General features: G+C 58.5%; 23 protein-coding genes, 1 pseudogene and 1 riboswitch. Of the genes and pseudogenes, 13 read left to right on the forward strand and 11 right to left on the reverse strand.

All coding sequences use genetic code 11. The features are described from left to right. Positions 1-88: 88 nt before the first annotated feature. The 9 genes from FHW04_RS20550 to FHW04_RS20590 all read left to right on the forward strand — a co-directional run bounded on the left by FHW04_RS20550 (position 89) and on the right by FHW04_RS20590 (position 7,878). Entirely contained in the window at positions 89-1,276 is a 1,188-nt protein-coding gene (locus FHW04_RS20550) for a M20 metallopeptidase family protein (protein ID WP_031377578.1), read from the forward strand. Positions 1,277-1,294: 18 nt separating this feature from the next. Then, positions 1,295-2,143 (forward strand): transporter substrate-binding domain-containing protein, encoded by an 849-nt coding sequence (locus tag FHW04_RS20555; protein WP_031377577.1) that lies wholly within the window; start codon positions 1,295-1,297, stop codon positions 2,141-2,143. 6 nt (positions 2,144-2,149) lie between these two features. Then, positions 2,150-2,875: an ABC transporter permease gene (locus tag FHW04_RS20560; protein WP_179420104.1), complete on the forward strand. Its 726-nt coding sequence runs from the start codon at positions 2,150-2,152 to the stop codon at positions 2,873-2,875. Positions 2,876-2,884: 9 nt separating this feature from the next. Then, the gene (locus FHW04_RS20565) at positions 2,885-3,571 is read left to right on the forward strand and encodes an ABC transporter permease (RefSeq protein ID WP_069729134.1); all 687 of its coding nucleotides are present in this window, start codon (positions 2,885-2,887) and stop codon (positions 3,569-3,571) included. After that, the gene (locus FHW04_RS20570; RefSeq protein WP_089562278.1) at positions 3,568-4,347 is read left to right on the forward strand and encodes an ATP-binding cassette domain-containing protein; all 780 of its coding nucleotides are present in this window, start codon (positions 3,568-3,570) and stop codon (positions 4,345-4,347) included. Before FHW04_RS20565 ends, FHW04_RS20570 begins: the two co-directional genes overlap by 4 nt. A gap of 406 nt (positions 4,348-4,753) precedes the next feature. Further along, positions 4,754-4,873: riboswitch (TPP riboswitch) on the forward strand. Positions 4,874-5,013: 140 nt separating this feature from the next. Continuing rightward, positions 5,014-5,952 (forward strand): FAD-dependent oxidoreductase, encoded by a 939-nt coding sequence (locus FHW04_RS20575; protein ID WP_069729135.1) that lies wholly within the window; start codon positions 5,014-5,016, stop codon positions 5,950-5,952. Beyond that, on the forward strand, positions 5,942-6,139 hold the full coding sequence (gene thiS, locus FHW04_RS20580; protein ID WP_031377571.1) for a sulfur carrier protein ThiS: 198 nt from the start codon (positions 5,942-5,944) through the stop codon (positions 6,137-6,139). Before FHW04_RS20575 ends, thiS begins: the two co-directional genes overlap by 11 nt. Positions 6,140-6,141: 2 nt before the next feature. Beyond that, on the forward strand, positions 6,142-6,900 hold the full coding sequence (locus FHW04_RS20585) for a thiazole synthase (protein ID WP_031377570.1): 759 nt from the start codon (positions 6,142-6,144) through the stop codon (positions 6,898-6,900). A gap of 9 nt (positions 6,901-6,909) precedes the next feature. Beyond that, positions 6,910-7,878 carry a HesA/MoeB/ThiF family protein gene (locus FHW04_RS20590; protein WP_089562279.1) on the forward strand — a complete coding sequence of 323 codons (969 nt, stop codon included), beginning with the start codon at positions 6,910-6,912 and terminating at the stop codon, positions 7,876-7,878. Positions 7,879-7,898: 20 nt separating this feature from the next. Here FHW04_RS20590 and FHW04_RS20595 read toward each other — a convergent pair whose 3' ends face one another. After that, entirely contained in the window at positions 7,899-8,312 is a 414-nt protein-coding gene (locus FHW04_RS20595; RefSeq protein ID WP_031377568.1) for an ASCH domain-containing protein, read from the reverse strand. 15 nt (positions 8,313-8,327) lie between these two features. Beyond that, positions 8,328-8,531: pseudogene (locus FHW04_RS20600) on the reverse strand (sulfate ABC transporter permease); the annotation flags it as partial. Positions 8,532-9,100: 569 nt separating this feature from the next. Here FHW04_RS20600 and FHW04_RS20605 point away from each other — a divergent pair. The 3 genes from FHW04_RS20605 to FHW04_RS20615 all read left to right on the forward strand — a co-directional run bounded on the left by FHW04_RS20605 (position 9,101) and on the right by FHW04_RS20615 (position 11,189). Further along, on the forward strand, positions 9,101-9,370 hold the full coding sequence (locus FHW04_RS20605; protein WP_031377566.1) for a hypothetical protein: 270 nt from the start codon (positions 9,101-9,103) through the stop codon (positions 9,368-9,370). Between the two features lie 164 nt (positions 9,371-9,534). Then, entirely contained in the window at positions 9,535-10,551 is a 1,017-nt protein-coding gene (gene ahr / locus FHW04_RS20610; RefSeq protein WP_031377565.1) for an NADPH-dependent aldehyde reductase Ahr, read from the forward strand. 110 nt (positions 10,552-10,661) lie between these two features. After that, entirely contained in the window at positions 10,662-11,189 is a 528-nt protein-coding gene (locus tag FHW04_RS20615) for a sterol desaturase family protein (RefSeq protein WP_069729139.1), read from the forward strand. Here the strand turns inward: FHW04_RS20615 and crtB are convergent. The 6 genes from crtB to FHW04_RS20645 all read right to left on the reverse strand — a co-directional run bounded on the left by crtB (position 11,128) and on the right by FHW04_RS20645 (position 17,648). Next, the gene (gene crtB, locus FHW04_RS20620; protein WP_089562280.1) at positions 11,128-12,057 is read right to left on the reverse strand and encodes a 15-cis-phytoene synthase CrtB; all 930 of its coding nucleotides are present in this window, start codon (positions 12,055-12,057) and stop codon (positions 11,128-11,130) included. The genes FHW04_RS20615 and crtB overlap by 62 nt on opposite strands. Next, positions 12,054-13,532, reverse strand: coding sequence for a phytoene desaturase (locus tag FHW04_RS20625; RefSeq protein ID WP_031377562.1), 1,479 nt, complete (start codon positions 13,530-13,532; stop codon positions 12,054-12,056). Before FHW04_RS20625 ends, crtB begins: the two co-directional genes overlap by 4 nt. Further along, complete coding sequence (crtY, locus tag FHW04_RS20630) at positions 13,529-14,689, reverse strand: lycopene beta-cyclase CrtY (protein WP_031377590.1); 1,161 nt, start codon at positions 14,687-14,689, stop codon at positions 13,529-13,531. Before crtY ends, FHW04_RS20625 begins: the two co-directional genes overlap by 4 nt. Continuing rightward, entirely contained in the window at positions 14,676-15,968 is a 1,293-nt protein-coding gene (locus FHW04_RS20635) for a glycosyltransferase (protein WP_089562281.1), read from the reverse strand. The genes crtY and FHW04_RS20635 overlap by 14 nt, the downstream gene beginning before the upstream one ends. Positions 15,969-15,977: 9 nt before the next feature. Next, positions 15,978-16,886, reverse strand: a complete 909-nt coding sequence (locus tag FHW04_RS20640; protein ID WP_089562282.1) for a polyprenyl synthetase family protein — start codon at positions 16,884-16,886, stop codon at positions 15,978-15,980. A 231-nt stretch (positions 16,887-17,117) separates the two neighbouring features. After that, on the reverse strand, positions 17,118-17,648 hold the full coding sequence (locus tag FHW04_RS20645) for a YtfJ family protein (protein ID WP_089562283.1): 531 nt from the start codon (positions 17,646-17,648) through the stop codon (positions 17,118-17,120). Between the two features lie 171 nt (positions 17,649-17,819). Between FHW04_RS20645 and FHW04_RS20650 the strand changes: the two genes are divergently transcribed. Then, a complete protein-coding gene (locus FHW04_RS20650; protein ID WP_031377559.1) occupies positions 17,820-18,047 on the forward strand; it encodes a hypothetical protein in 228 nt (75 codons plus the stop codon). A gap of 52 nt (positions 18,048-18,099) precedes the next feature. On the opposite strand, the gene FHW04_RS20655 is transcribed toward FHW04_RS20650, so the two are convergent. From FHW04_RS20655 to FHW04_RS20665, 3 genes are all read right to left on the reverse strand, one after another. Then, positions 18,100-18,777: a pirin family protein gene (locus FHW04_RS20655; protein ID WP_089562284.1), complete on the reverse strand. Its 678-nt coding sequence runs from the start codon at positions 18,775-18,777 to the stop codon at positions 18,100-18,102. Positions 18,778-18,911: 134 nt separating this feature from the next. Next, positions 18,912-20,642, reverse strand: coding sequence for a DUF2534 family protein (locus tag FHW04_RS20660; protein WP_089562285.1), 1,731 nt, complete (start codon positions 20,640-20,642; stop codon positions 18,912-18,914). Between the two features lie 82 nt (positions 20,643-20,724). Next, entirely contained in the window at positions 20,725-21,138 is a 414-nt protein-coding gene (locus FHW04_RS20665; protein WP_046289294.1) for a DUF2946 domain-containing protein, read from the reverse strand. Positions 21,139-21,173: the final 35 nt, after the last annotated feature.

The raw sequence follows: 21,173 nt of genomic DNA on the forward strand, positions 1-21,173 counted from the left end.
TAAATAAACGGTCGCAAATACCAGAAATCATGATCACATAAAAAAAGAGTCTGCATTACGATGCCGACCCAATATTGCCGGGGCTGCTATGAATCAGGATAAAGCACTGCTGGCCAGGGAAATAAAAGCCAGAACAGAACAACTGGAATCCCATTTAGTGGCGATTCGACGTGATATTCATGCCCACCCGGAATTAGGTTTCGATACGCTGCGTACCGCCAGCCTGGTGACGCAACAGTTGCAGGCGCTGGGGCTGACGCCAAAAACCGGTATCGGCCGCAGCGGCGTGATGGTGGATATCCAGGGTGCAGAGCCGGGTAAAACCCTGCTGCTGCGCGCTGATATGGATGCTTTACCGATCCATGAACAGACCGGACTGCCTTTTGCCAGCGTCTGGCCCGGCAAAATGCACGCCTGCGGACACGATATCCACACGGCCACCCTGCTTGGCGTGGCGGCGATCCTGCCACATTATCGTCAGCAGCTGAAAGGGACGGTGCGGTTGATTTTCCAGCCGGCCGAAGAGACGCCTGACAGCGGCGCGCAGGCGATGATCGCCGATGGTGCGGCAGAGGGCATCGACTGGGCAATCACCCTGCACAACAAGCCGGAACTGGCGGCTGGAGAAGTGGCGCTGACCCGTGGTGCCAGCACCGCCTCCAGTGACGAATTCGACGTGACGGTGCATGGCGTATCGACCCACGCCGCCCGTCCGCACATGGGCAGCGATCCGATTATCGCTACCGTGCATCTCATCAGTCAGCTACAAACCATCATTTCGCGTGAACGCGATCCGGCCCACTCCGCGGTGTTGACCATCGGTCATATTCAGGGCGGCACTACCCACAACATTATCCCCGACAGCTGCCTGTTTCAGGGCACCATCCGCACGAAATCGCCGGCGGTGCGTGCCGACATGGAAGCCGCGTTTAAGCGGATGTGCGAGGGCGTGGCGCTGGCCCAGAACGTGCGTGTGGAGGTCAATTTCCAGCGTGGCGTCCCGCCGTTGATGAATGACGATCGCCTGATTGATGCGCTGGAACCGATCCTGTCGCACCAGTTTGATAAGCCGATTATCGCGCAGCCCAGCGACAGTTTTGGCGCTGAAGATTTCTCGCTGTTTACCGAACGGGCTCCGGGTTGTCAGATCCACATTGGTTCTGCCACGCCGGGCCGTGACGATCACCTGCATAACTCCGACTATCAACCGGATGAACGCAGCATTGCCGCCGGGACGCAGGCGCTGAGCCGCCTTGCCATTGAGCTGCTCTCTTAATAATAAAATGAGGTTTCTATGATGATGCACAACCGTCTGTTTGCGGCTTCCCTGACCGTGGCGCTGCTGGCAACCTCCGTGGTCAGCCAGGCAAAAGATTTTGGCACCCTGAAATTCGCCACCGAGGCGGCTTATCCACCGTTTAACCAGACCACGCCGAGCGGCAAAATTGTCGGTTACGAGCCGGATATGGTGGCGGAGCTGGCTAAGCGCGCCGGTTTTAAATATGAAATCATCGCCCAGAAATGGTCAGGTATGATCCCGGGCCTGATTGACGGTAAATATGATGCGGTGATTGATGCGGTCACCGTCACGCCTAAGCGCGCCGAAGCGATCGACTTTACCCATCAGTACACCGTCAGCGTCTCCAGTTTTGTCACCTCTAAATCCTCGCCGCTGGCAACGCTGCCAGGCAGCGGCACGGTGGTTACCGCGGATGATGAAGCGGGCATGAAAAAAGCGATTGAGGATCTGAAAACCAGCTTTAAAGGTAAAACCATCGCGGTGCAGGTCGCCACTATTCAGGCCGATTTCCTGCAAAAATACCTTGGCGATGTGGCCACCATCCGCACCTATCAGGCTGGTCCGGAAACCTTCGCTGACCTGATGAATGGTCGGGTCGACGCGGTGATGGCCTCCCGAACTAACCTTAACGCCTTTGTGAAAAAACACGCTGAGGCGATCAGCAGCAGCGGCTACGGCTTCTCCGGCGGCGTACTGGGGGCGGGATCGGCTATTGGTCTGCGCAAAGGCAACAGTGAGCTGCAGCAGGCGCTGAATCAGGCGCTGGACTCAATGATCAAAGACGGCACGCTGAGCAAACTGTCAATTAAGTGGTTCGGCGAAGACGTCGCGCCCAAAGCGTAACCGCTGATGTTGATGGATATCGACTGGCAGATACTGGGCTTTGGCGACGAAGGATGGGGCGGGGTACTGCTGAGCGCCGCTGCCGTCACCGTCACGGTATCACTCTGTGCCTGGTTGCTGGGCGCGGTGCTCGGCAGCGTGCTGTGCTGGATGCAGATTGCCGGCTCGCGCTGGCAACAGCGGCTGGCGGCCAGCTACATCACCCTGTTTCGCGGCGTGCCTGAGCTGCTGGTGATCTACCTGTTCTATTTCGGTGGGCGACAGGTGGTCTCGACCGTCGGCACCGCGCTGGGTTTGCAGGGCCCGTTTGATGTGAACGGCTTTGTGGCCGGCGCGATTGCCATCGGGCTGATTTCCGGTGCCTATCAGAGCGGCGTGTTTCGCGGCGCGTTCTACGCCATCCCGAAGGGCACGCTGGAAGCGGCGACGGTCACCGGTATGGGGCGCTTAATGATGTTCCGCCGCATTATTGTGCCGCAGGCATTGCGCACCGCGCTGCCGGGAATGGGCAATCAGTGGCAATCGGTGATCAAAGAGTCGGCACTGGTGTCGGTCACCGGACTGGTAGAAACCATGAATCAGGTGTCAACTGCGGCTAACTCCACTCAGATGTCGTTTTTCTTCTACAGCGTCGGCGCGGTGATCTACCTGATCATCACCACCTGTTCTGACATGGTTTTCCGCTACGTGGAAAAATTTGCGATGCGCGGTCAACAACGCGTGAAGGCGTAAGGAGTCCACGTGGATATCACTTTTTTACAGCAAACCTTGCTGGCGCTGCTGAAAGGGTTGCCGCTGACGGTTAACCTCGCGCTGTTATCGCTGCTGGGCGGTGGCCTGCTGGCGCTGCTGCTCAATCTGCTGCGCATGACGCGGGTCGGCAGCCTGTTCTGTCGTTTCTATGTCTGGCTGTTTCGCGGTACGCCGCTGTTAATCCAGATTTTCATGGTCTATTACGGACTCGGCAGCTTACCGGCAGTGCGCGAAAGCCTGTTCTGGCCGCTGCTACGCGATCCCTACTGGTGCGGCTTGCTGGCGCTGATCCTCAACGATGCCGCCTACACCTCTGAGATTCTGCGGGGCGGGCTGCGCGCCGTCAGTACGCAATCGCTGGAGGCGGCAAAAGTTTCCGGTATGGCATCACACAAAATCTTCACCCGCATTACCTTACCGATCGCCATTCGCCAGGCGTTACCGGCCTACAGCAACGAAATTATCTCGATGATTAAAGCCACCTCACTGGTCAGCACCATCAGCCTGATGGAGATGACCGGGATTGCCGATTCGATAGTCTCGTCGACTTTTCGGGCGCTGGAGGTGTTCCTCAGTGCCGCGGTGATTTACCTGATACTGACCATGCTGGTCAGCAAAGGCGTGTCGATGCTGGAACGTCGACTCTCACCTTACTACTTTGGAGCGCGCTCATGACGGCACCGACAATCATGCTGAGTCATCTCAGAAAGAGTTATGCGGGACATGAAGTGCTGCATGACATCAGCCTGACGGCGCAGGATGGCGATGTGATTTCGCTAATTGGCGCCAGCGGCTCCGGCAAAAGCACCCTGCTGCGCTGTATACCGTTCCTTGAAGTGCCGCAGGCGGGGGAAATTGCGGTCGGCGAGGTATCGGTTACGCTGGATAACGCCGACGAAAAACTGAACCGCGAGCAGCGTCGCCGTATCAAACTGATGCGGATGCAGCTCGGCTTTGTGTTCCAGAGTTTCAACCTGTGGCCGCACAAGACGGTGATGCAGAACATCATTGAAGCACCGATTCACGTGCAGAAACGCAGTCACAAAGAGGCGCTGGAAGAGGCTGAAGCGTTGCTGCATAAGGTGGGGTTGTATGCAAAGCGCGATGCCTGGCCATCGCAACTTTCCGGCGGTCAGCAGCAGCGCGTGGCGATTGCCCGGGCGCTGGCGCAGCAGCCGAAAGCGATTCTGTTTGATGAGCCGACTTCCGCGCTCGATCCCGAACTGGTGGGGGAAGTGCTGCGGGTGATCCGTAGCCTGGCGGAAGAGGGACGTACCATGATCATCGTGACCCATGAGATGGGCTTTGCGCGGGAAGTCTCCAACAAAGCGATTTTTCTGCATCAGGGCATGATTGAAGAGTCCGGCGCGCCGGAACAGGTATTCCTCGATCCCCTCTCGCCGCGCTGTCGCGCCTTTGTGAACAGCCACTTTGAGCGTAATGCGGGTTAAGCCTGTGGGCCGCTGAAAGGAGCAGACATTGCGTCAGACCACTTTCAGCGGCCGCTCTGCGTTACTGCCGGCCATGACACACCGCACTGGACGCCACCATTTCAGCTATTGATACTCCTTTCGGACCGCTCATCATTGGGCTGGTCACGCAATTTTGTTGCCTGAAGGGAAACACTCTCTTGTTTCCCGTTGAGAAACAGGCGTGATTAAAAGCCGGAAGCATAAGGGATTGCAGAGACTATACGAAAAAGGTGACACCAGCGGTCTGCAGGCAAAGGATATTGATCGGATCAGGCTGCGGCTGAGGGTGCTGGATAATGCCATGACAATTAATGAATTCAGCCATTTTCAGGACGGTTGATCATCGCCTCTTCACTTGACGAACCTGCCCGCTTAACTTAAAACTAGAACCCGTCAGGGGAGTCTCGCCAGAGAGACTGAGAGGCTAATAGCGCACTGCGCGGCTTAGCGACCCTTCGAACCTGACCCAGTTGATACTGGCGTAGGAAGACGGGCATCCGCTCTCTGCAGATGCTTGCCGCAAGGGCATCGCCATTCATGCTCTCGCCTTTTTCCCTTCTGGTATCCCGGGTCTTCGCGTAGTTACGACGAGGCCACTATGAACCATCCTATCCTGAATGACGCGACGCCCGCCCGGTGGGCAACATGAGCCGCTGGTCGGTACTCGGCAGCGGCGTGGCCGGGCTGTGTGTCGCCACGCTACTGGCAGAGCGGGGCGAAAAGGTTGAAGTGATTACCCGGTCCGACGTCCGTGCAGCCTCCCACTGGGCGGGCGGCATGCTGGCACCCTGGTGCGAAGCGGAAAGTGCGCCGCCGCAGGTGATTGAGTGGGGCCAGCATTCGGCGGCCTGGTGGGCGAAACGCATTGAAGGCGTGACGCAGCACGGGACGCTGGTGGTGGCACCGCCGCGCGACAGTCGCGAGCTGACCCGCTTCGCCAGTCTGACCCATAATCATCAGTGGGTGGTTCCGGGCGAGGTCGAACCGGCGCTGGAAAATCGCTTTGCCCGTGGCCTGTTTTTTGCCGCCGAAGCCCACCTTGATCCGCGCCAGGCGCTGCGGCAACTGGCGCAACGTTTGCGCCAGGCTGATGTGCCGTTTCATCCCGGCGCGCCCGGAGGTCAGATTATTGACTGCCGCGGTATTCACGCCGTCGCGGCACAACCGGCGCTGCGTGCGGTGCGCGGCGAAATGCTGATCCTGCACGCGCCTGAACTGCATCTCTCCCGACCCGTCCGCCTGCTCCATCCGCGTTTTCCCTGTTATCTGGTACCGCGTGCCGACGGTATTTTCATGCTGGGCGCCACCATGGTTGAGAGCCACGACAGCAGCCCGATCAGCGCGCGCGCGATGATGGAACTGCTCAGCGCCGCCTGGTCTCTGCATCCGGCGCTGGCCGAGGCGCGCGTGCTGGAGAGCGGCACCGGGCTGCGACCGGCTTACCGCCATAATCTGCCGGAAGTGCGCTACGAAAACGGGGTCTTCTCGCTCAACGGACTCTATCGCCACGGTTTCCTGCTGGCACCGCTGATGGCGGAACAATTAATGCAGCAACTGACTCAGGAGGTGATTCATGCGGATTGAACTGAATGGACGTGTCATTGATACCACGGCGCGCACGCTGGACGAACTGTTGCAGGAGCAGCAGATCGATCCCGCCACGGTCGCGACGGCGCTCAACGGTGAATTTGTACCGCGCGCCCGCTATGCCAGCCAGTCGCTTGCGGCGGGTAACCAGATCGAAGTGCTGTCACCGATGCAGGGAGGATAACCATGTTTTATCAACACACCCCATCATCACGATTTTTGCTGGGCACGGCAGGCTATCCGTCGCCCGCGATCCTGCAACAGGCGATTGAGACCTCAGGCGCAGAGATTATTACGGTCAGTCTGCGGCGCGAGGGCAGCGCGGGCGGCGCTTTCCGTGAGCTGTTGCAACAGCTCAACACCCGCATTCTGCCTAATACCGCCGGTTGCCACACCGTGAAAGAGGCAGTAACCACCGCGCAGATGGCCCGCGAACTGTTCGGCACGCCGTGGATCAAGCTGGAGGTGATTGGTCACGCCGATACCCTGCAACCCGATCCGTTCGCCCTGGTTGAGGCGGCACGTATTCTCTGCGCTGACGGTTTCCAGGTCTTTCCCTACACCACCGAAGATCTGATTGTTGGCGAAAAACTGCTTGAGGCTGGCTGCGAAGTGCTGATGCCGTGGGGCGCGCCGATTGGCTCAGGGCAGGGGCTGCGTAATATCGAGGGACTGCGCAGTATGCGGGCCTGGTTCAACGATGTGCCGCTGATTATTGATGCCGGTATCGGCGCGCCTTCGCAGGCAGCGCAGGCGATGGAGATGGGCTTCGATGGCATTCTGCTGAATACCGCCGTGGCGAAGGCGCGCGATCCGGTGCGCATGGCCGCTGCGTTCGCAGCCGCCATTGATGCCGGTCACCAGGCGTTTCAGGCGGGTCTGATGGAGCAACGTGATATGGCCGCGGCATCAACCCCGATTTTTGGGCTGGCACAGTTCAGCTAAGGAGAGGTGATGGATCGTTATCAGCGACAAACCATACTGCCGGAGATCGGTGAGGTGGGGCAGCAGCGCTTACGTGCGGCGCGGGTGCTGGTGGTCGGCGCGGGGGGACTCGGTTCAACCGTGCTGCCGTTGCTGGCCGGGGCGGGCGTGGGTTTTATCCGTCTCTACGATGGCGATCGGGTTGAGCTGCATAATCTGCACCGCCAGACTTTGTTCGGCATGGCGGATATTGGTGAGGCAAAAGTTTCAGCCGCCCGGCGCGTGCTGCTTCAGCGTAATCCTGACTGCGAGGTCGACGCCCGCCCGCAGGTGCTGAGTACCAGCCTGCTGCCGGACGCCCTCGACGCCATCGACCTGGTGATCGACGCGGCTGACAATTTCGCTATCACCTATCAGCTGTCGGACGCCTGTCTGCCGCGCGGTCTGCCGCTGGTCTGTGCGTCCGTACTGGGCCGCAAAGGCTACGTCGGCAGCTTTTGCGGCGGTGCGCCAGGCTATCGCGCACTGTTTCCGCAACTGCCGACCGCGGCGGGCAATTGCAACACGGCCGGGGTGATGGGACCGGCGGTGGCCACGCTGGGCGCGTTACAGGCGCAGATGGCGCTCAGCCTGTTGCTGAAACTGACGCCGTCACCGCTTGGCTGCATGATCCACTGTGATTTCATCAACTGGCACCTGCGACAGTTTCGTTTTGATGATGCGCCGGAACCGGAAAGTGCTGGCGTGCCGTTTATCGATCCGCCGATGCTGACCGCCAATGACTGTATCGTGGAATTGCGCAGCCGGGATGAAGCGCCGGTCAGCGTGGCAGAGCAGGTGCTGCGGATCCTGCCGCAGCAGATAGCGGACTGGCAGCCGCCGGCAGATAAACGCATCGTACTGGTGTGCGCCAGCGGAATGCGCGCCGCCCAGGCGGCTGAGATCCTGACGGCGCGCGGTTGTTCACGGCTGGCGCTGATGGCGGCAAACAGCCTGTAGCGTGGGTTGGCCGGAGCGGTTCAGATCACTTCGACCAGCTGGAAGGTTTCAAACACCAGTTCCATTTCCGGATGGAAATAACCTTCGCGCTGGAAAAAGCGCTGATGCTCCTGCTGCCAGTATTCCAGGCTGAGATCGCCTTCGCCTTCCAGCATCGCCATTTCAGGCGTCACGCGGTCAAAGCGCGTCAGGAACAGCCCGGTGGTACGGATCACACATACCGGCCGCTGCTCGCCGTTGAGGATAATGCTGTAACGGCCCGGCTCAGGTTTATCCTCATCATCCTGCCAGCTGTGCAGCGAACCGCAGCTGGCTACTTTCTTACCGGCAATGACCAGCGTCGCCAGCTGGCTGGCGAGTTCCGGGGAGTCACCGAGCGATGCCGCGTTGGCATCCGGGTATTTGTCTTGCAGTTGTTCCAGCGTCATTGCCATCAGAAAATCCTCGATTCAGGGTTGCCGCTGACGGCTGTTTTGCGCCTGACGTCGGGTAAGCGCGAAGCAGGCCAGCGGGAGCGGTAAGGTAAGCAGCAGTAACCACAGCAGGACACAGACTGCATCCACGCCATCATTCTGCAAATTGTGGTACAGCTTAACCGGCATCTCCGGCGTAAAACAGGCAAAAATCATCACGATACCGAATTCGCCCGTCGCCTGGTCCTGAATCCATCATGCAGCCGATTAAGCGTGACTGGATCGCATTACTGGCCGTAACAGGCCGGCTCCGGACCGACCAATCCGGACAGATAAGATGGATGGCTGCATCGCTATATAAACAAATCCATAGCGAATAATGGATCTGACGTCCGGGCGGATCAGTAAGCGATAGACTCAGTCTGATTGCCGCTGTCTGCGACTAAAGTGCTGTCAAATGACGCTAAATCCTGACGCTGTGGCTAAACCTCGTGCCGATCTGCGGCGAATCGTCTAGAAAGGGAGGCGGACATAGCAAAATCCCCGGCACATCAGCCAGTTAACCTGTCGCCACCACTGTTAAAAAAATCGACAGTCGAACGGCTCGGGCGGGTTAAAACGAGACAAAAATGGCCAAAAACATTTAAACTTGTCGGCTTTTAGAATTCTGACGGTGTAGCCCGGCGCAAGCGTGCAGAAACAGCTATAGTTATCACCAGACTTTAGAGCCATGACTTTGCAGACCCGTTGCTGCGATAAATTCCGCTGTTCATTTGCCCGGAGCCGATAAGCGTTAAAAGAGGTTAATTTTGCAGACAGAGCTCTCCTGGAAAACACTCCACCAGATTATTAATCAGACCATCTCTGACATGCTGGATGAACATCAGTCGATTAACGTCCTCTCTTTACGGGCGAGGCTGCGTGAACTGGCTGAGAAAGAGGAGGATGAAATGATGGTGCTGTGTTACTGGCAGGCGACTAAAATTCTGATGCGATTACCGACTACCGTAACGGCCAGCCAGCTAATGGCCGCGGCGCGCCATGCTTTCCGGACACCTCTCAATCACGATCCGCTTTAGCTGTCACCGCGCAGCATCCGCTGTGCGGCAGAAAAATTCCGCATTTAACCAATGAAAGCCCCGCATTTACAGCAGTTTATGACCGCTGCCTGTTGCTATGCTGCCGGTTGCGTTGCCGCTGTGATCGTCCGGCGACGCCTTCATCCGTTGATTGAGGAATGCGAATGGGTATTAAAAGTTATGCCGCGCTCCAGCCCGGCGAAGCGCTACAGCCTTATGAGTATCAGCCCGGACCGCTCCAGTCAGAAGACGCTGAGGTCGCGGTAGAATACTGCGGCATCTGTCACTCCGATCTCTCGATGATTGATAATGCCTGGGGTGGATCGACCTATCCGCTGGTGGCGGGACATGAGGTGATCGGCCGCATCGTGGCATTGGGCGACGGTGCGCAGCACAAAGGGCTGCATATTGGTCAGCGCGTCGGCATCGGCTGGACGGCAAAAAGTTGCCATTACTGTGATGCCTGCCTGAGCGGCGATCAGGTTAATTGCCGTCGCGGCAAAGTCTCCACCATCAATAATCACGGCGGATTTGCCGAGCGACTGCGGGCAAACTGGCAATGGGTGATCCCGCTGCCAGAAGCGCTGGATGCCGCCACCGCAGGCCCGCTGCTGTGCGGCGGCATGACGGTATTCAAACCGTTGCTGATGCACAACATCTCAGCGCTCAGCCAGGTCGGGGTGATTGGTATCGGCGGGTTGGGCCACATGGCGATCAAAATCCTGCGCGCGCTGGGGGCTGACGTGACCGCTTTCACCTCGAGCAGCGAAAAGACGCCATCCTTACTGGCGCTGGGGGCAAACCAGGTGGTCGACAGCCGCGATCCTCAGGCGCTGACGGCGCTGGCGGGACAGTTTGATTTAATCATCAACACCGTTGCGGTCGATCTTGACTGGCAGCCCTATTTCAGCGCGCTGGCGCCGCATGGAAAATTTCATACGCTGGGTGCGGTGATGACGCCGTTCAGCGTGCCGGCCTTTAGCCTGATTGTGGGCGATCGCAGCCTGAGCGGTTCTTCCACCGGTTCACCGGTTCAGCTACGGGCGCTGTTAAAGCTGGCGACCCGCGCTGATATTGCCCCGGTGGTGGAGTATTTCCCGATGTCGCAGATCAATCAGGCGCTCGACCATTTGCGCGCCGGGAAAGCTCACTATCGCATTGTGCTGAAGGCCGATTTTTGATTGTCAGACATTAGTTTGCGGCTGCCGGGTCCTGGCGCCGCTGTTTTTCCTGAACTCTGTTAAAATTAATCCTTTACGCCACTTTGCAGGATGCAGCTTCAGGAGAAACTATGTTGTGGATTTGGAACGCCCTGATTGTTCTGGCCACCGTTATCGGGATGGAGATAACGGCTGCGCTGGCGCACAGATATATCATGCATGGCTGGGGTTGGGGCTGGCATCTTTCACATCACGAGCCGCATAAGGGCTGGTTTGAACTCAACGATCTCTACGCGGTGTTGTTTGCCGGTCTGGCGATTTTACTGATCTATCTCGGCAGCGTTGGCGTCTGGCCACTGCAGTGGATTGGTGCCGGCATGACGGTTTATGGTCTGCTCTATTTCATGGTACATGACGGGCTGGTGCATCAGCGCTGGCCGTTCCGCTACATTCCGCGTCGCGGCTATTTCCGCCGACTCTATATGGCGCACCGGATGCATCATGCGGTGCGCGGTAAAGAGGGCTGTGTCTCGTTTGGCTTCCTGTATGCGCCGCCGCTGTCAAAGCTGCAGGCGACGCTGCGCGAACGTCACGGCGCTAAAGCGGGCGCTGCCACAGATCGGCAGGACGAGGAGCATGACGCGCCAGCCGGGAAGTAATCGCCTGGCCTGAGGCCGCCACCAGCAGCGCCAGTTTCTCGGGTGTGCTGGTGGACTGGCGCTGATCCCACGCCTGCTGACCCGCTTCATCAACCTTCATGCCAATCTTACGATAAACCTGCTTCGCCGTAGCAATCGCCCATGCCGAGCGCAACGGTAATCCGCTCAGGCCCGCCGTGGCAGAGTGATAATAGGGTTCGGCGTGCTGCACCAGCCGCCGTGCAACCCGGCTCAGCGCCTGACGATGTTCCGGTGAGGCCAGGTTTTCCGTCGTCAATCCCTCTTCTGCCAGCCAGGTCGCCGGCAGATAACAGCGTCCCGCCTGCGCATCGTCGACGATATCACGCGCAATATTGGTCAGCTGAAAGGCGAGGCCCAGATCGCAGGCGCGATCGAGAGTAGCGTTATCCCGTACTCCCATAATCTGCGCCATCATCAGACCCACCACACCCGCCACGTGATAGCAGTAGCGCAGGGTATCATCCAGCGTCTGGTAACGAGCGCCACGCACATCCATCGCAAAGCCGGCCAGATGATCGAAGGCGTAGGCGGGCAGGATATCATGCGCCATGGCCACCTCCTGAAAAGCGGCAAACGCCGGCTCATGCATCTGCGAACCGGCGTAGGCCTGGCGCGTTTTCATCTCCAGCTGGGCCAGTCGCTCCTCGGGTGATTGCAGCGAGGGGGAATCGCTACTGAAACCCAGCTGCTGATCGTCAATCACGTCGTCGCAGTGGCGGCACCAGGCGTAGAGCATCAGCACGCTGCGCCGGGTTTTGGCATCAAACAACTTTGAGGCGGTAGCAAAGCTTTTCGATCCCACCTCCATGGTTTCTACCGCATGATCGAGTAATGACGCATTATTCAAGCCAGATCCTCCAGCATTAAACCTGCGGTTGCTTTAGCCGAACCAATGACGCCGGGAATGCCTGCACCCGGATGCGTCCCCGCGCCCACCAGATAGAGATTGTCGATGTGCTTATCGCGGTTGTGCGGCCGGAACCAGGCGCTCTGAGTCAGAATCGGTTCCACCGAGAAGGCCGATCCCTGATAAGCATTCAGCTCATCGCGGAAATCAAACGGCGTGAACATCCGATGGGTGACCAGCTGGCTGCGCAGACCCGGCATGTAATGCTGCTCAAGATAGTCAAAAATGCGATCGCGCAGCCGCGGGCCTTCAACGGCCCAGTCAAGATTGGCCGTACCGAGATGCGGCACCGGTGCCAGCACGTAGTAGCTGCCGCAACCCGGCGGGGCCAGCGACGGATCGGTAACGCACGGCGCATGCAGATAGAGCGAAAAGTCGTCAGCCAGCGCATCGCGATTAAAAATCTCGTCGATTAACTCGCGGTAGCGTGGGCCGAAGCAAACGGTGTGGTGGGCGAGCTGATCGTGATGATGATTAAGGCCGAAGTAGAGCACAAACAGCGAGTTACTCATTCTTTTGCCCTGCAGCGTCCGGCCCTGTGCGGCGGATGCCGGGTGCTGACTCAGCAGATCAAGATAGGTATGCACTACATCAGCATTTGAGGCGACGGCGGTCGTCGGGAACACCCGTCCATCCTGCAGGTGTACGGCGGCAATGCTGTTATCCTGCGTCTCCAGCCGCGCCACTCTGGCGTTCAGTTCCACTTCACCGCCCAGATCTTCAAACAGTTTCACCATGCCCTGCACCAGCGCGCCGGTGCCACCGCGTGGGAACCAGACGCCCCATTCACGTTCCAGCGCATGAATCAGGGTATAAATTGATGAGGTGGCAAACGGATTACCGCCAACCAGCAGCGAGTGGAAAGAGAACGCCTGACGCAGATGTTCATCTTCGATGTAGCTCGCCACTTTACTGTAAACACTGCGCCACGCCTGCAGTTTAGCCAGCTGTGGCGCGGCGCGCAGCATATCGCGGAACGATAAAAACGGCACGGTACCGAGCCTGAGGTAACCTTCGGCAAACACCGCGCGGGAATAAGCCAGAAAGCGGCGATAGCCTTCAACGTCGCGCGGATTAAAGGCGGCAATTTGCGCCTCAAGCGCCGGTTGATCGTTGTCGTAGCTGAACACCTTGCCGGATTCCCAGCACAGGCGATAAAACGGTTTAACCGGCAGCAGTTCAACGTAATCGGACAGCTTTTTGCCGGCCAGGGTGAATAGCTCTTCAATCGCGCTGGGATCGGTGATCACCGTCGGGCCAGCGTCAAAAGTAAAACCCTGATCCTGATAAACATAGGCGCGGCCGCCCGGCTTATCACGCTGTTCCAGCAGTCTTGTCGGAATACCCGCGGCCTGCAGGCGGATTGCCAGCGCCAGGCCACCAAAGCCTGCACCAATTACTGTGGTTCTTTTCATTGCATCGCCTGTTGACGGTGAGGAGTCATAATAGCCTGTAACGCCGCCAGTACGGGAACCGGTGGCTTGCCGCTTAAAATGCGCAGCCGATCAGGCAAAGTGAGTTTTCCCGCATAAAAACGGGCGATCAGGTCCTCGGGCAGACCGTAAAACCGCTGCATTACCTGCCAGCGACTATCGGCCGGACCGGCCAGAAAAAGCATACGATTCAGCATGCGAAAGAAGCGCTGCTGTTGCCATGTCTGGCTGGCGAAGAGCTGAATCGTGGCGTGCAGGGTATCGGAATTAAACAGCGTCATCTGCGATAACCGATCGGCCAGCGCCACCGCCAGCGGTAACGAATAGCCGGTGGTGGGATGGAACAGACCGGCGCGTAACCCGCTGCACGGTCGATCGCGCTGTTGCCAGAAGGCATCAATGTCACCGGTCAGGGTAATCGGCAGCGCGCCCTGTTCTTCACGCAGCAGTCGCGTTAACTGCCATCCCTGGCGTTCAGCGTAGTCGCGGATATTCTGCCGGGCGCGATCGGCGCTCAGCGTGGCATCGTCAATATAGTGGGTATCTTCAATCAGTAAGGTGTCGGCTGAAAATGGCAGGCTGTAGACAAAGCGATAGCCCGCCTGTTGATCGACCGTGGCATCCATGATGATCGGCGTGCTCAGGCCGTGCGGCTGACTCAGTTGCCACTCCTGACCGACAAACGCCTGAAACCCCATGCGTAATGCCGCCTCCGGCTGATAACCCCGACCATCAATTACCGCGCTGGCCTCCAGCGACCGGCCATCGGCCAGCGTCACCGACCGTGAGGCCACGCTTTCCACCCGGGTGTCCAGCATCAGATCCTGTTGAAAGCGATCGTGCATCACTGCGGCGAAACGTTCCGCTGTGACGCAGAAGTAGCCGCTGTTGAGGCTGCGGGTGCGGTGCGGAAAACGGACCTGATAACCCGGCCAGTGATGAACCACCAGTGGGGCGATCCAGCGGTGCTGGGTTTCGCTGAGATCCTCGGCGTGGAACGACCAGGTATGTCCGGCACCCGGCTGGCGCTCAGCGTCAATCAGCAGGATGCGCAGCGACGGATGCTGCTGGCGCAGACGTAAGGCTATTAAGCCATTAGCCAGGCCGGCGCCGACCAGAATCAGATCATACGACGGCATAATCCCTCCGGCTCACTACCGGCCTGCGGGTCAGCACCGCCTGCTCAACAATCGCTGCCGCCAGCGCGCTGCCGCCGGCTTCGGCCACGGCGTTGCGCATCCGCAGCATCTGCTGCCGGTAGCGGTCGTCAGCCAGCAGCGTCTGCAGCTGCCGCGCCAGGGCATGGCTGGTGGTGAAGCGTGAGGCGCGCCGTCCCACACCGTGATAGACAATGCGTGCGGCGACGCCGGGCTGATCAAAGGCCAGCGGGATCGCCAGCAGCGGGGTCAGATGATTAATCGCATCCAGCACGGTATTCATGCCGCCGTGGGTAATCGCCAGATCGGCCTGCGCAAGCGCCGCCGCCTGATCGGTAAAATCCACCACCTGCGTCTGGCTGGCGCGTGCCAGTTTCGCCGCCTGAAACGGCGTCAGGCGGCCGCAATGCGCCAGCAGCAGCTGTGCATCCAGCTCCTGACAGGCCCGGACGATGGTTTTGAACAGAGCGTAACGGTGTCCCTGCAGCGTGCCGAGCGAGGCGAAAATGCGCGGCTTATCGCCGTGCGGGAAGTAGTGCGGCGCAGAGGAAGACGACGGCTGAATGGCACGCAGTGGCCCGACCGCGTGGAAATGGTCCGGTAACGCCTGACGCGGAAAGTCGAACGCCGGGATCAACTGGCTGATCTGTGCCAGCGGAGAGAAACAGTGGTGCAGTTTTTCCCGTGGCGCTAATCCCAGCGCATGGGCATTGCGGGCGATAACCCGGTCATGACGGCGCATCAGCCAGTCATAGATTTTTTCACTGGTGCGATAACGCTCCAGTGCCGCATCGCTGGTGCCATAGTCAAACGGCATCACCGCCAGCGGGAAATCAGCTTCACGGTTGAGCGGCAGGGCGCAGGCAACCGAGACATAAGGCAGATCCAGCGCTTCGGCTGCCAGTGCGCCGGCGGGCTCCATCTGATCGACGATCACCCCATCAACCGCCAGCGTGTTAAGCACCACCGGCAGCTCACGGCACAGCATATCGCTGGTGCGGGCCATTTCGTTGATCAGCTTCAGCATCGATGGACCCAGCGGATGCGCCGCCAGTTGCAGAGTATGCGCCAGGCTGCCGGCCGGATGGCTGGCTAATCCCAGCGGGAAAAAACCGATGTCGCTGTCGCTCAGTAGGGCCTTAACGTCGATCTGCTGGATAAACGTCACGCGATGTCCGCGTGCGATCAGGGCCTGGCTGAGATGCTGAAGCGCGCGAACATGGCTAAAGAAAGGCGGCGCAATCACCGCAAAGTGGCTCATGCAGCATCCTTAACTGACGGCAGCGAGTTTTTTCTCAAACCAGGCCTGAATGAAATGTTGAGTGGCATAGCCGTCCTGGCACGCCAGTAACAGATGTTCACTGGCGCAACGCAAATGGTCGCGCAGGTGATTTTCCACCGCCTGCGCACCCAGCAGATTGACCAGCGTCGATTTGCCCGCATCCTGGTTACAATCCTTTCCGGTATCGCTCATGCCATCGGTTAAATCGTCCAGTAACTGAAACGCCTGGCCGAGATTGAGCGAGAACCGGTGCAGCTGTTCACGCACTTCATCCGAGGCACCGGCGGCAATCGAGGCTATCTGCATTGAGGCGCAGAACAGGGTGCTGGTTTTAAAGTGATTGGTCATCAGAATGGCATCAGCGCTGCGCGGTTTATCGCCTTCCGAGAGATCTTTAAACTGTCCCTGCACCAACCCCTGCATGCCAATCGCGTGGGAAAGTTCACTCACCGCCTGGGTTCGGGCGCTGGCGGACAGGCTCTCGGCCGTGGCGATCACCCCAAAGGCTTTACTCAGCAGCGCGACCGCCGCCAGAATCGCCACGTGTTCGCCATACTGACAGTGGATGGTAGGGCGTCCGCGCCGCATCTGCGCGTCATCCATGCAGGGCATATCATCCAGAATAAGCGAAGCGGCATGGACCATCTCTACCGCGCAGGCGAGATCCAGCAAGCCGTGCGGACTTGCTTCACAGCCCAGATCGCGTGCCGCCAGCAGCAGCAGCATCGGACGAATACGTTTACCCGGTGCCAGCGCGCCTTCGCGCATTGCCGCACCAACAAAATCACGTTCACCTTCAACCGGCAATAAAGAATCGAGTCGTTGTTCAATATCATTCAACAGGTGTGCTGCATCGCTGTGGGTGGAATTGACGTGTTTTTCTGCGCAGACCGTCATTAAGGCTGTCCTTATCTACAGAGGAATTCACAGCAGGTCGAAATTATTCGATGCCATCTTTAATAATCGTCCCCGGCTGCCATAGCATAGTTGGCAGGTTTTCAAAGAACGGCGGGTCAATCCATTCAAACAATAATAGTTGAGGATCGGGAAAAAGTTGGGGAATTCAGCAGCATTCAGCGTTTCTTTACCTGAATTTTCACCGCTGAGCGTCGCCTGATTCAGCCTGAATTATCCGAGTAAGCTGCGTAGCTGACTGATTATTCCGGCAACCTCGTCAGCGCTTAATGCGCCATCTTTAGCGAAACGGACAATGCCCTGGCGATCAATCACCGCTACCGCCGCGTTGCCCGGTTTTAGCTGCCAGCTGTGCGCTGTTACGCCGCTATTATCAATAATAAACTGCTGCCACGGTGCCGCTTTTTTGCTGGCTGCAATACTGCGAACCACAAACAGGCTGCTGCCGGGCAGGGCATCATCGGTATTGACGATGGTGGTGGTCTGGAAACCCTGATGCGGTAAATTCGCCTGCTGAATGGCCTCGATTAATCCCGCGCTCTGCTCTTTGGCCGACAGACGACCCGCGACATGAATAATTAACCTGACTTTGCCGGTCAGGGTCTGGCTATTCCAGCGCTGGTAATTTACATCGCCCTGATCAATCACCATTTCGCCTTTATCGGCAATATAAACCGAGGGGACGGGCTGACCGGGCACCAGAGTATGTGCGCCACTCAAGGCTGGAAAAAATAGCAGACTCATCAATCCATAACGGCGCACGGTATCCTCACTTCGTTGTCTGATTGTGGAGGGCAGATCACCTGTTTTCATTGGCAGGCAGATGATTAGTAACACATCCTTGTTTCAGATCAATAAATGCCGGTAAGAAATGGACCGAGAATGCAGGCTGATTTGTTGTTCAGGAGGTTGGAAATGAGTACAGCATTAATGACATTACCTGAATTTGCGCAGTATATCGGCATCGAAACGCCTGCGCTGGCGCGTGCGTTTTGCTGTCGCGGATCGCTGGCCGGCGTGCCGTTGCCGCAGGCACTGGATGACGCGCCCCTGACCCAGCGTCACTGGCTACGCGATGATGTTCGCCAGTTTAAGCATGCGTTTAAGCGGGTTAAGGCGATGCAGCAGCAACAGCCGCAATAGCAGACCGGACATAGCCGAAAATAAATAGCGCGGGAAAGGTTCCCGCGCTTTGTTATGCCGCGCTGTCAGGTTTGAGCAGGAAGCAGATCAGATTGGCGTCGCGATCGCCGACAATTTCCATGTTCTCGTCCACGCCGCTCACCGCGTCACCGCGCGACAGCCGCTCCTCACCGATCCGAATCACGCCTTCCAGCACGGTAATGTAAGCGACAAAACCGGGCAGCGACGGCACCTCAAGCGTATGACCGCGCTCCAGCAGGGCGTCAAAGATATAGGCATCCTGCCGCAGTTCCAGCGGCGCATCGGAGGTTTCCGGCCCCGCCAGTTCGGTCCAGCCGTTAGCCATAATGCCCTGGTCACGTTCCAGCACTTGCGTCATGCCTTCACCGCCGCGATGAGCCGGCCGGATCACCGCCTGCAACAGTTCTGCTTCATACAGCGGAACCGACTCTTCATACTGCACACCCTCACCGGCGTTCACCAGCATCACCCGTTTCGCGGAGAGTGAGGTGCTTTCGCCGTTGCTGTCCTGATGGCGCATTGAACCGCGCCACAGATAGGTAAAGACCTCTTCATCACGATGTTGCTGCATTGGAATGCGTGCATCGAGTTTCAGCGTCATCAGGTCAACGCTGACCAGCGGGCTTAAGGCCTCGCCTGGCCGCTGGCGGCGTACGGTAAACGGACCGTACTCAAACAGTTGTTCAGGATTCGCTCGCACGATGTTCATGATTCGCTCTTTCATCAAGGGGTCAATAATGACGATGATAACTCTTACGCAGGGAATGAGAAGCCGGCAGTTTTGCCGGGCCTCGTCAGTTAATTTGAATAACAAGTTGCCTGCCGGGAAGGCAGGCAGGGCGCTTACTTGCCTTGTTCGTCGCTTTCGCCAAGGAAGAAATACCACAGCGGAATGGATAACAGGCCGGTAAATACCGTCGAGTAGAGCAGGATCATCATCGCCTGGGTGATGTACATGGTCAGCGACCAGCTGCTGAACGGAATCTGATACTGATCGATCACTCCGCCGATCATCGCATTTGCCATCACGGTGATCACAATCAGCGCCAGCACCGTCACGCTGCGCAGGAAATAGCGCATCTCTTTGCGTTTGACGGCGAAGCGCGCCTGAATAATCGCCAGCGGAGACTGTTTATCCGGCGCGGTATCGACACGCCGTTGCGCGCTGCGTTGCGCACTGCACCAGCGCTGAATATCAAGCAGCACCAGCACCAGCAGGCTAATCCCCATCAGCGGCAAGGCATAGCCCAGCGCCAGCACCACGATCAGACTGACTCCCTGACCGTAACGCGGCAGCGCCAGCCAGGCTGACAACAGCGTTTGCGACGGGCTGAGTTGCGGCACCGCGGGACGGCGTATCCACCACATGCGGTAGCCCAGCACGATCATTGCGCACAGACCGAAACCAAACAGCGCCAGAATCAGCTGGTTAGGCAGGCCAAACAGCACGCCCATATGCGCATCTACGCCCCAGCGGGTCAGTTTTGCCACCAGTGGGAAATGGGCGAACTCCACCCGATCGACCAGGCTAAAATCGTTGGGATTAATCGAGACAGCATCGACCTGGCTCGGCCACCTGCGATCAATCTCAGAGATGGTCCACGCCTGATTGGGGGTTTTCGGCTGACGTAACTCCAGCTTGTCAGCATGCAGACCGGCCTGACGCGCGGCGTCGAGGGCGCGATCCCAGTTGCCGTCCGGCTGATTTGGCAGCGCGGGCGCGGCTTTTCGGGCCGGCATCGCCATATCGCCCATGGTCATGCCTTCACCGTTGCCACGATGGTCAGCATGCGGATCGGCCGGTGCCGCCGGTGCGTCACCGTTCAGCGCAGTATTGACCTGCGGCGTCATCCAGCCGAGATCGCTGCGCATTTTCTCAATATTATTGCCCGCCCACTGTGACCAGGTCAGTCCGGTAACCGAAAAGAACACCAGCCCGACCGCCAGCACCAGCCCCAGCATAACGTGCCAGTGACGCAGAGCGGTAAAACCACGGCGCGGTTTTCTGGCAGAACGGCGTGGCCGGGTGCCGAGCCATAACACCACGCCGCCGAGTGCCGCCACCCACAGCCAGGAGGCGGCCAGTTCGCTGTAGTTGCGACCGAAATCGCCTAACAGCAAGCCGCGGTGCAATTGGTCGAGCCACATCCGCAGCGGCAATACGCCGCTGGTGCCGTAAACCGTCATGTCACCCTTCACCTGCAGGGTATAGGGATCGATAAACAGTGAACGCGATTCTGACGGGCCGAGGTCGCGCCCGGAGAACTGCACCCGGGTGGTATCCTGCGGACCCGGTGCCGGTCGAACGGCATAGATACGTGCGTTTTCCCCGGCACGCTGGCGGGCTGCGGCGATCTGCGCCGACAGCGGTTTCGCCACGCCGTGCGCGTCAGTGGTTAAGGCATCATGGTAGATCGCCTGCTCAATCTGCGGCGTCAGAACGTAGAGGGTACCGGTCAGCGCGGCGACAAAAATAAACGGCGCAATAAACAGGCCAATATAAAAATGCAGGCGGCGAAACAGATTTAACACCGCGCCGCGCGGTGCAGGGGTCATTTCCTGAGAAGAGGACATAGCATTCCACACTTTTCAAAAGACAGGACAAAGCTTCTGACGCCGTAACGCGTAAGAAGTACAGGTCAAAAAACAGTGAGGTTTACGCCAGTAGCGGGGGCGCACGCGGACGGTGGGTGCGCAGAGAGCGTCGCCGCCGCGGTGGAGCCGTGGCGGGCGGAGGTGGTGCCCGGGAGATCAGGCACATCCACCAGATGAACGGGATAAACACCCATAACATCAGCGGCACATGAATCAGTAAATCGCAGTAGCCGCAGGCGAAACCGGGCGCCATCATCTCATGGCCGGCCATCGGCATGTCGCTGTGATGATCCATCATCGCCATCTCACCGTGATGGTCCATCATCACCCTATCGCCGCTGATGGCGGAGAGGCGCTGCAGGCTGGCGTGATGTTCCGCCAGATTTTTTGACACCATCGGCGCAACAAACAACAGCAGCACGGCCAGGATCGCAATACTGGCGGTGAGTCGTTGTCTGTCGGCAGGTGTTCGCATGATTTACATCAGAATAATAGGTCAGAATTCAGGGC

The organism is Pantoea sp. AN62 (assembly GCF_050432985.1).
In the GTDB taxonomy this organism is placed as follows: domain Bacteria; phylum Pseudomonadota; class Gammaproteobacteria; order Enterobacterales; family Enterobacteriaceae; genus Pantoea; species Pantoea brenneri.

Bases quoted from the DNA above. Each gene is read 5' to 3' on its own strand.
- FHW04_RS20550 (WP_031377578.1), top strand. From the start codon at position 89: ATGAATCAGGATAAAGCACTGCTGGCCAGGGAAATAAAAGCCAGAACA.
- FHW04_RS20555 (WP_031377577.1), top strand. From the start codon at position 1,295: ATGATGATGCACAACCGTCTGTTTGCGGCTTCCCTGACCGTGGCGCTG.
- FHW04_RS20560 (WP_179420104.1), top strand. From the start codon at position 2,150: ATGTTGATGGATATCGACTGGCAGATACTGGGCTTTGGCGACGAAGGA.
- FHW04_RS20570 (WP_089562278.1), top strand. From the start codon at position 3,568: ATGACGGCACCGACAATCATGCTGAGTCATCTCAGAAAGAGTTATGCG.
- FHW04_RS20575 (WP_069729135.1), top strand. From the start codon at position 5,014: ATGAGCCGCTGGTCGGTACTCGGCAGCGGCGTGGCCGGGCTGTGTGTC.
- thiS (WP_031377571.1), top strand. From the start codon at position 5,942: ATGCGGATTGAACTGAATGGACGTGTCATTGATACCACGGCGCGCACG.
- FHW04_RS20585 (WP_031377570.1), top strand. From the start codon at position 6,142: ATGTTTTATCAACACACCCCATCATCACGATTTTTGCTGGGCACGGCA.
- FHW04_RS20590 (WP_089562279.1), top strand. From the start codon at position 6,910: ATGGATCGTTATCAGCGACAAACCATACTGCCGGAGATCGGTGAGGTG.
- FHW04_RS20595 (WP_031377568.1), bottom strand. From the start codon at position 8,312: ATGGCAATGACGCTGGAACAACTGCAAGACAAATACCCGGATGCCAAC.
- ahr (WP_031377565.1), top strand. From the start codon at position 9,535: ATGGGTATTAAAAGTTATGCCGCGCTCCAGCCCGGCGAAGCGCTACAG.
- FHW04_RS20615 (WP_069729139.1), top strand. From the start codon at position 10,662: ATGTTGTGGATTTGGAACGCCCTGATTGTTCTGGCCACCGTTATCGGG.
- FHW04_RS20625 (WP_031377562.1), bottom strand. From the start codon at position 13,532: ATGAAAAGAACCACAGTAATTGGTGCAGGCTTTGGTGGCCTGGCGCTG.
- crtY (WP_031377590.1), bottom strand. From the start codon at position 14,689: ATGCCGTCGTATGATCTGATTCTGGTCGGCGCCGGCCTGGCTAATGGC.
- FHW04_RS20635 (WP_089562281.1), bottom strand. From the start codon at position 15,968: ATGAGCCACTTTGCGGTGATTGCGCCGCCTTTCTTTAGCCATGTTCGC.
- FHW04_RS20640 (WP_089562282.1), bottom strand. From the start codon at position 16,886: ATGACGGTCTGCGCAGAAAAACACGTCAATTCCACCCACAGCGATGCA.
- FHW04_RS20645 (WP_089562283.1), bottom strand. From the start codon at position 17,648: ATGAGTCTGCTATTTTTTCCAGCCTTGAGTGGCGCACATACTCTGGTG.
- FHW04_RS20650 (WP_031377559.1), top strand. From the start codon at position 17,820: ATGAGTACAGCATTAATGACATTACCTGAATTTGCGCAGTATATCGGC.
- FHW04_RS20655 (WP_089562284.1), bottom strand. From the start codon at position 18,777: ATGAACATCGTGCGAGCGAATCCTGAACAACTGTTTGAGTACGGTCCG.
- FHW04_RS20660 (WP_089562285.1), bottom strand. From the start codon at position 20,642: ATGTCCTCTTCTCAGGAAATGACCCCTGCACCGCGCGGCGCGGTGTTA.
- FHW04_RS20665 (WP_046289294.1), bottom strand. From the start codon at position 21,138: ATGCGAACACCTGCCGACAGACAACGACTCACCGCCAGTATTGCGATC.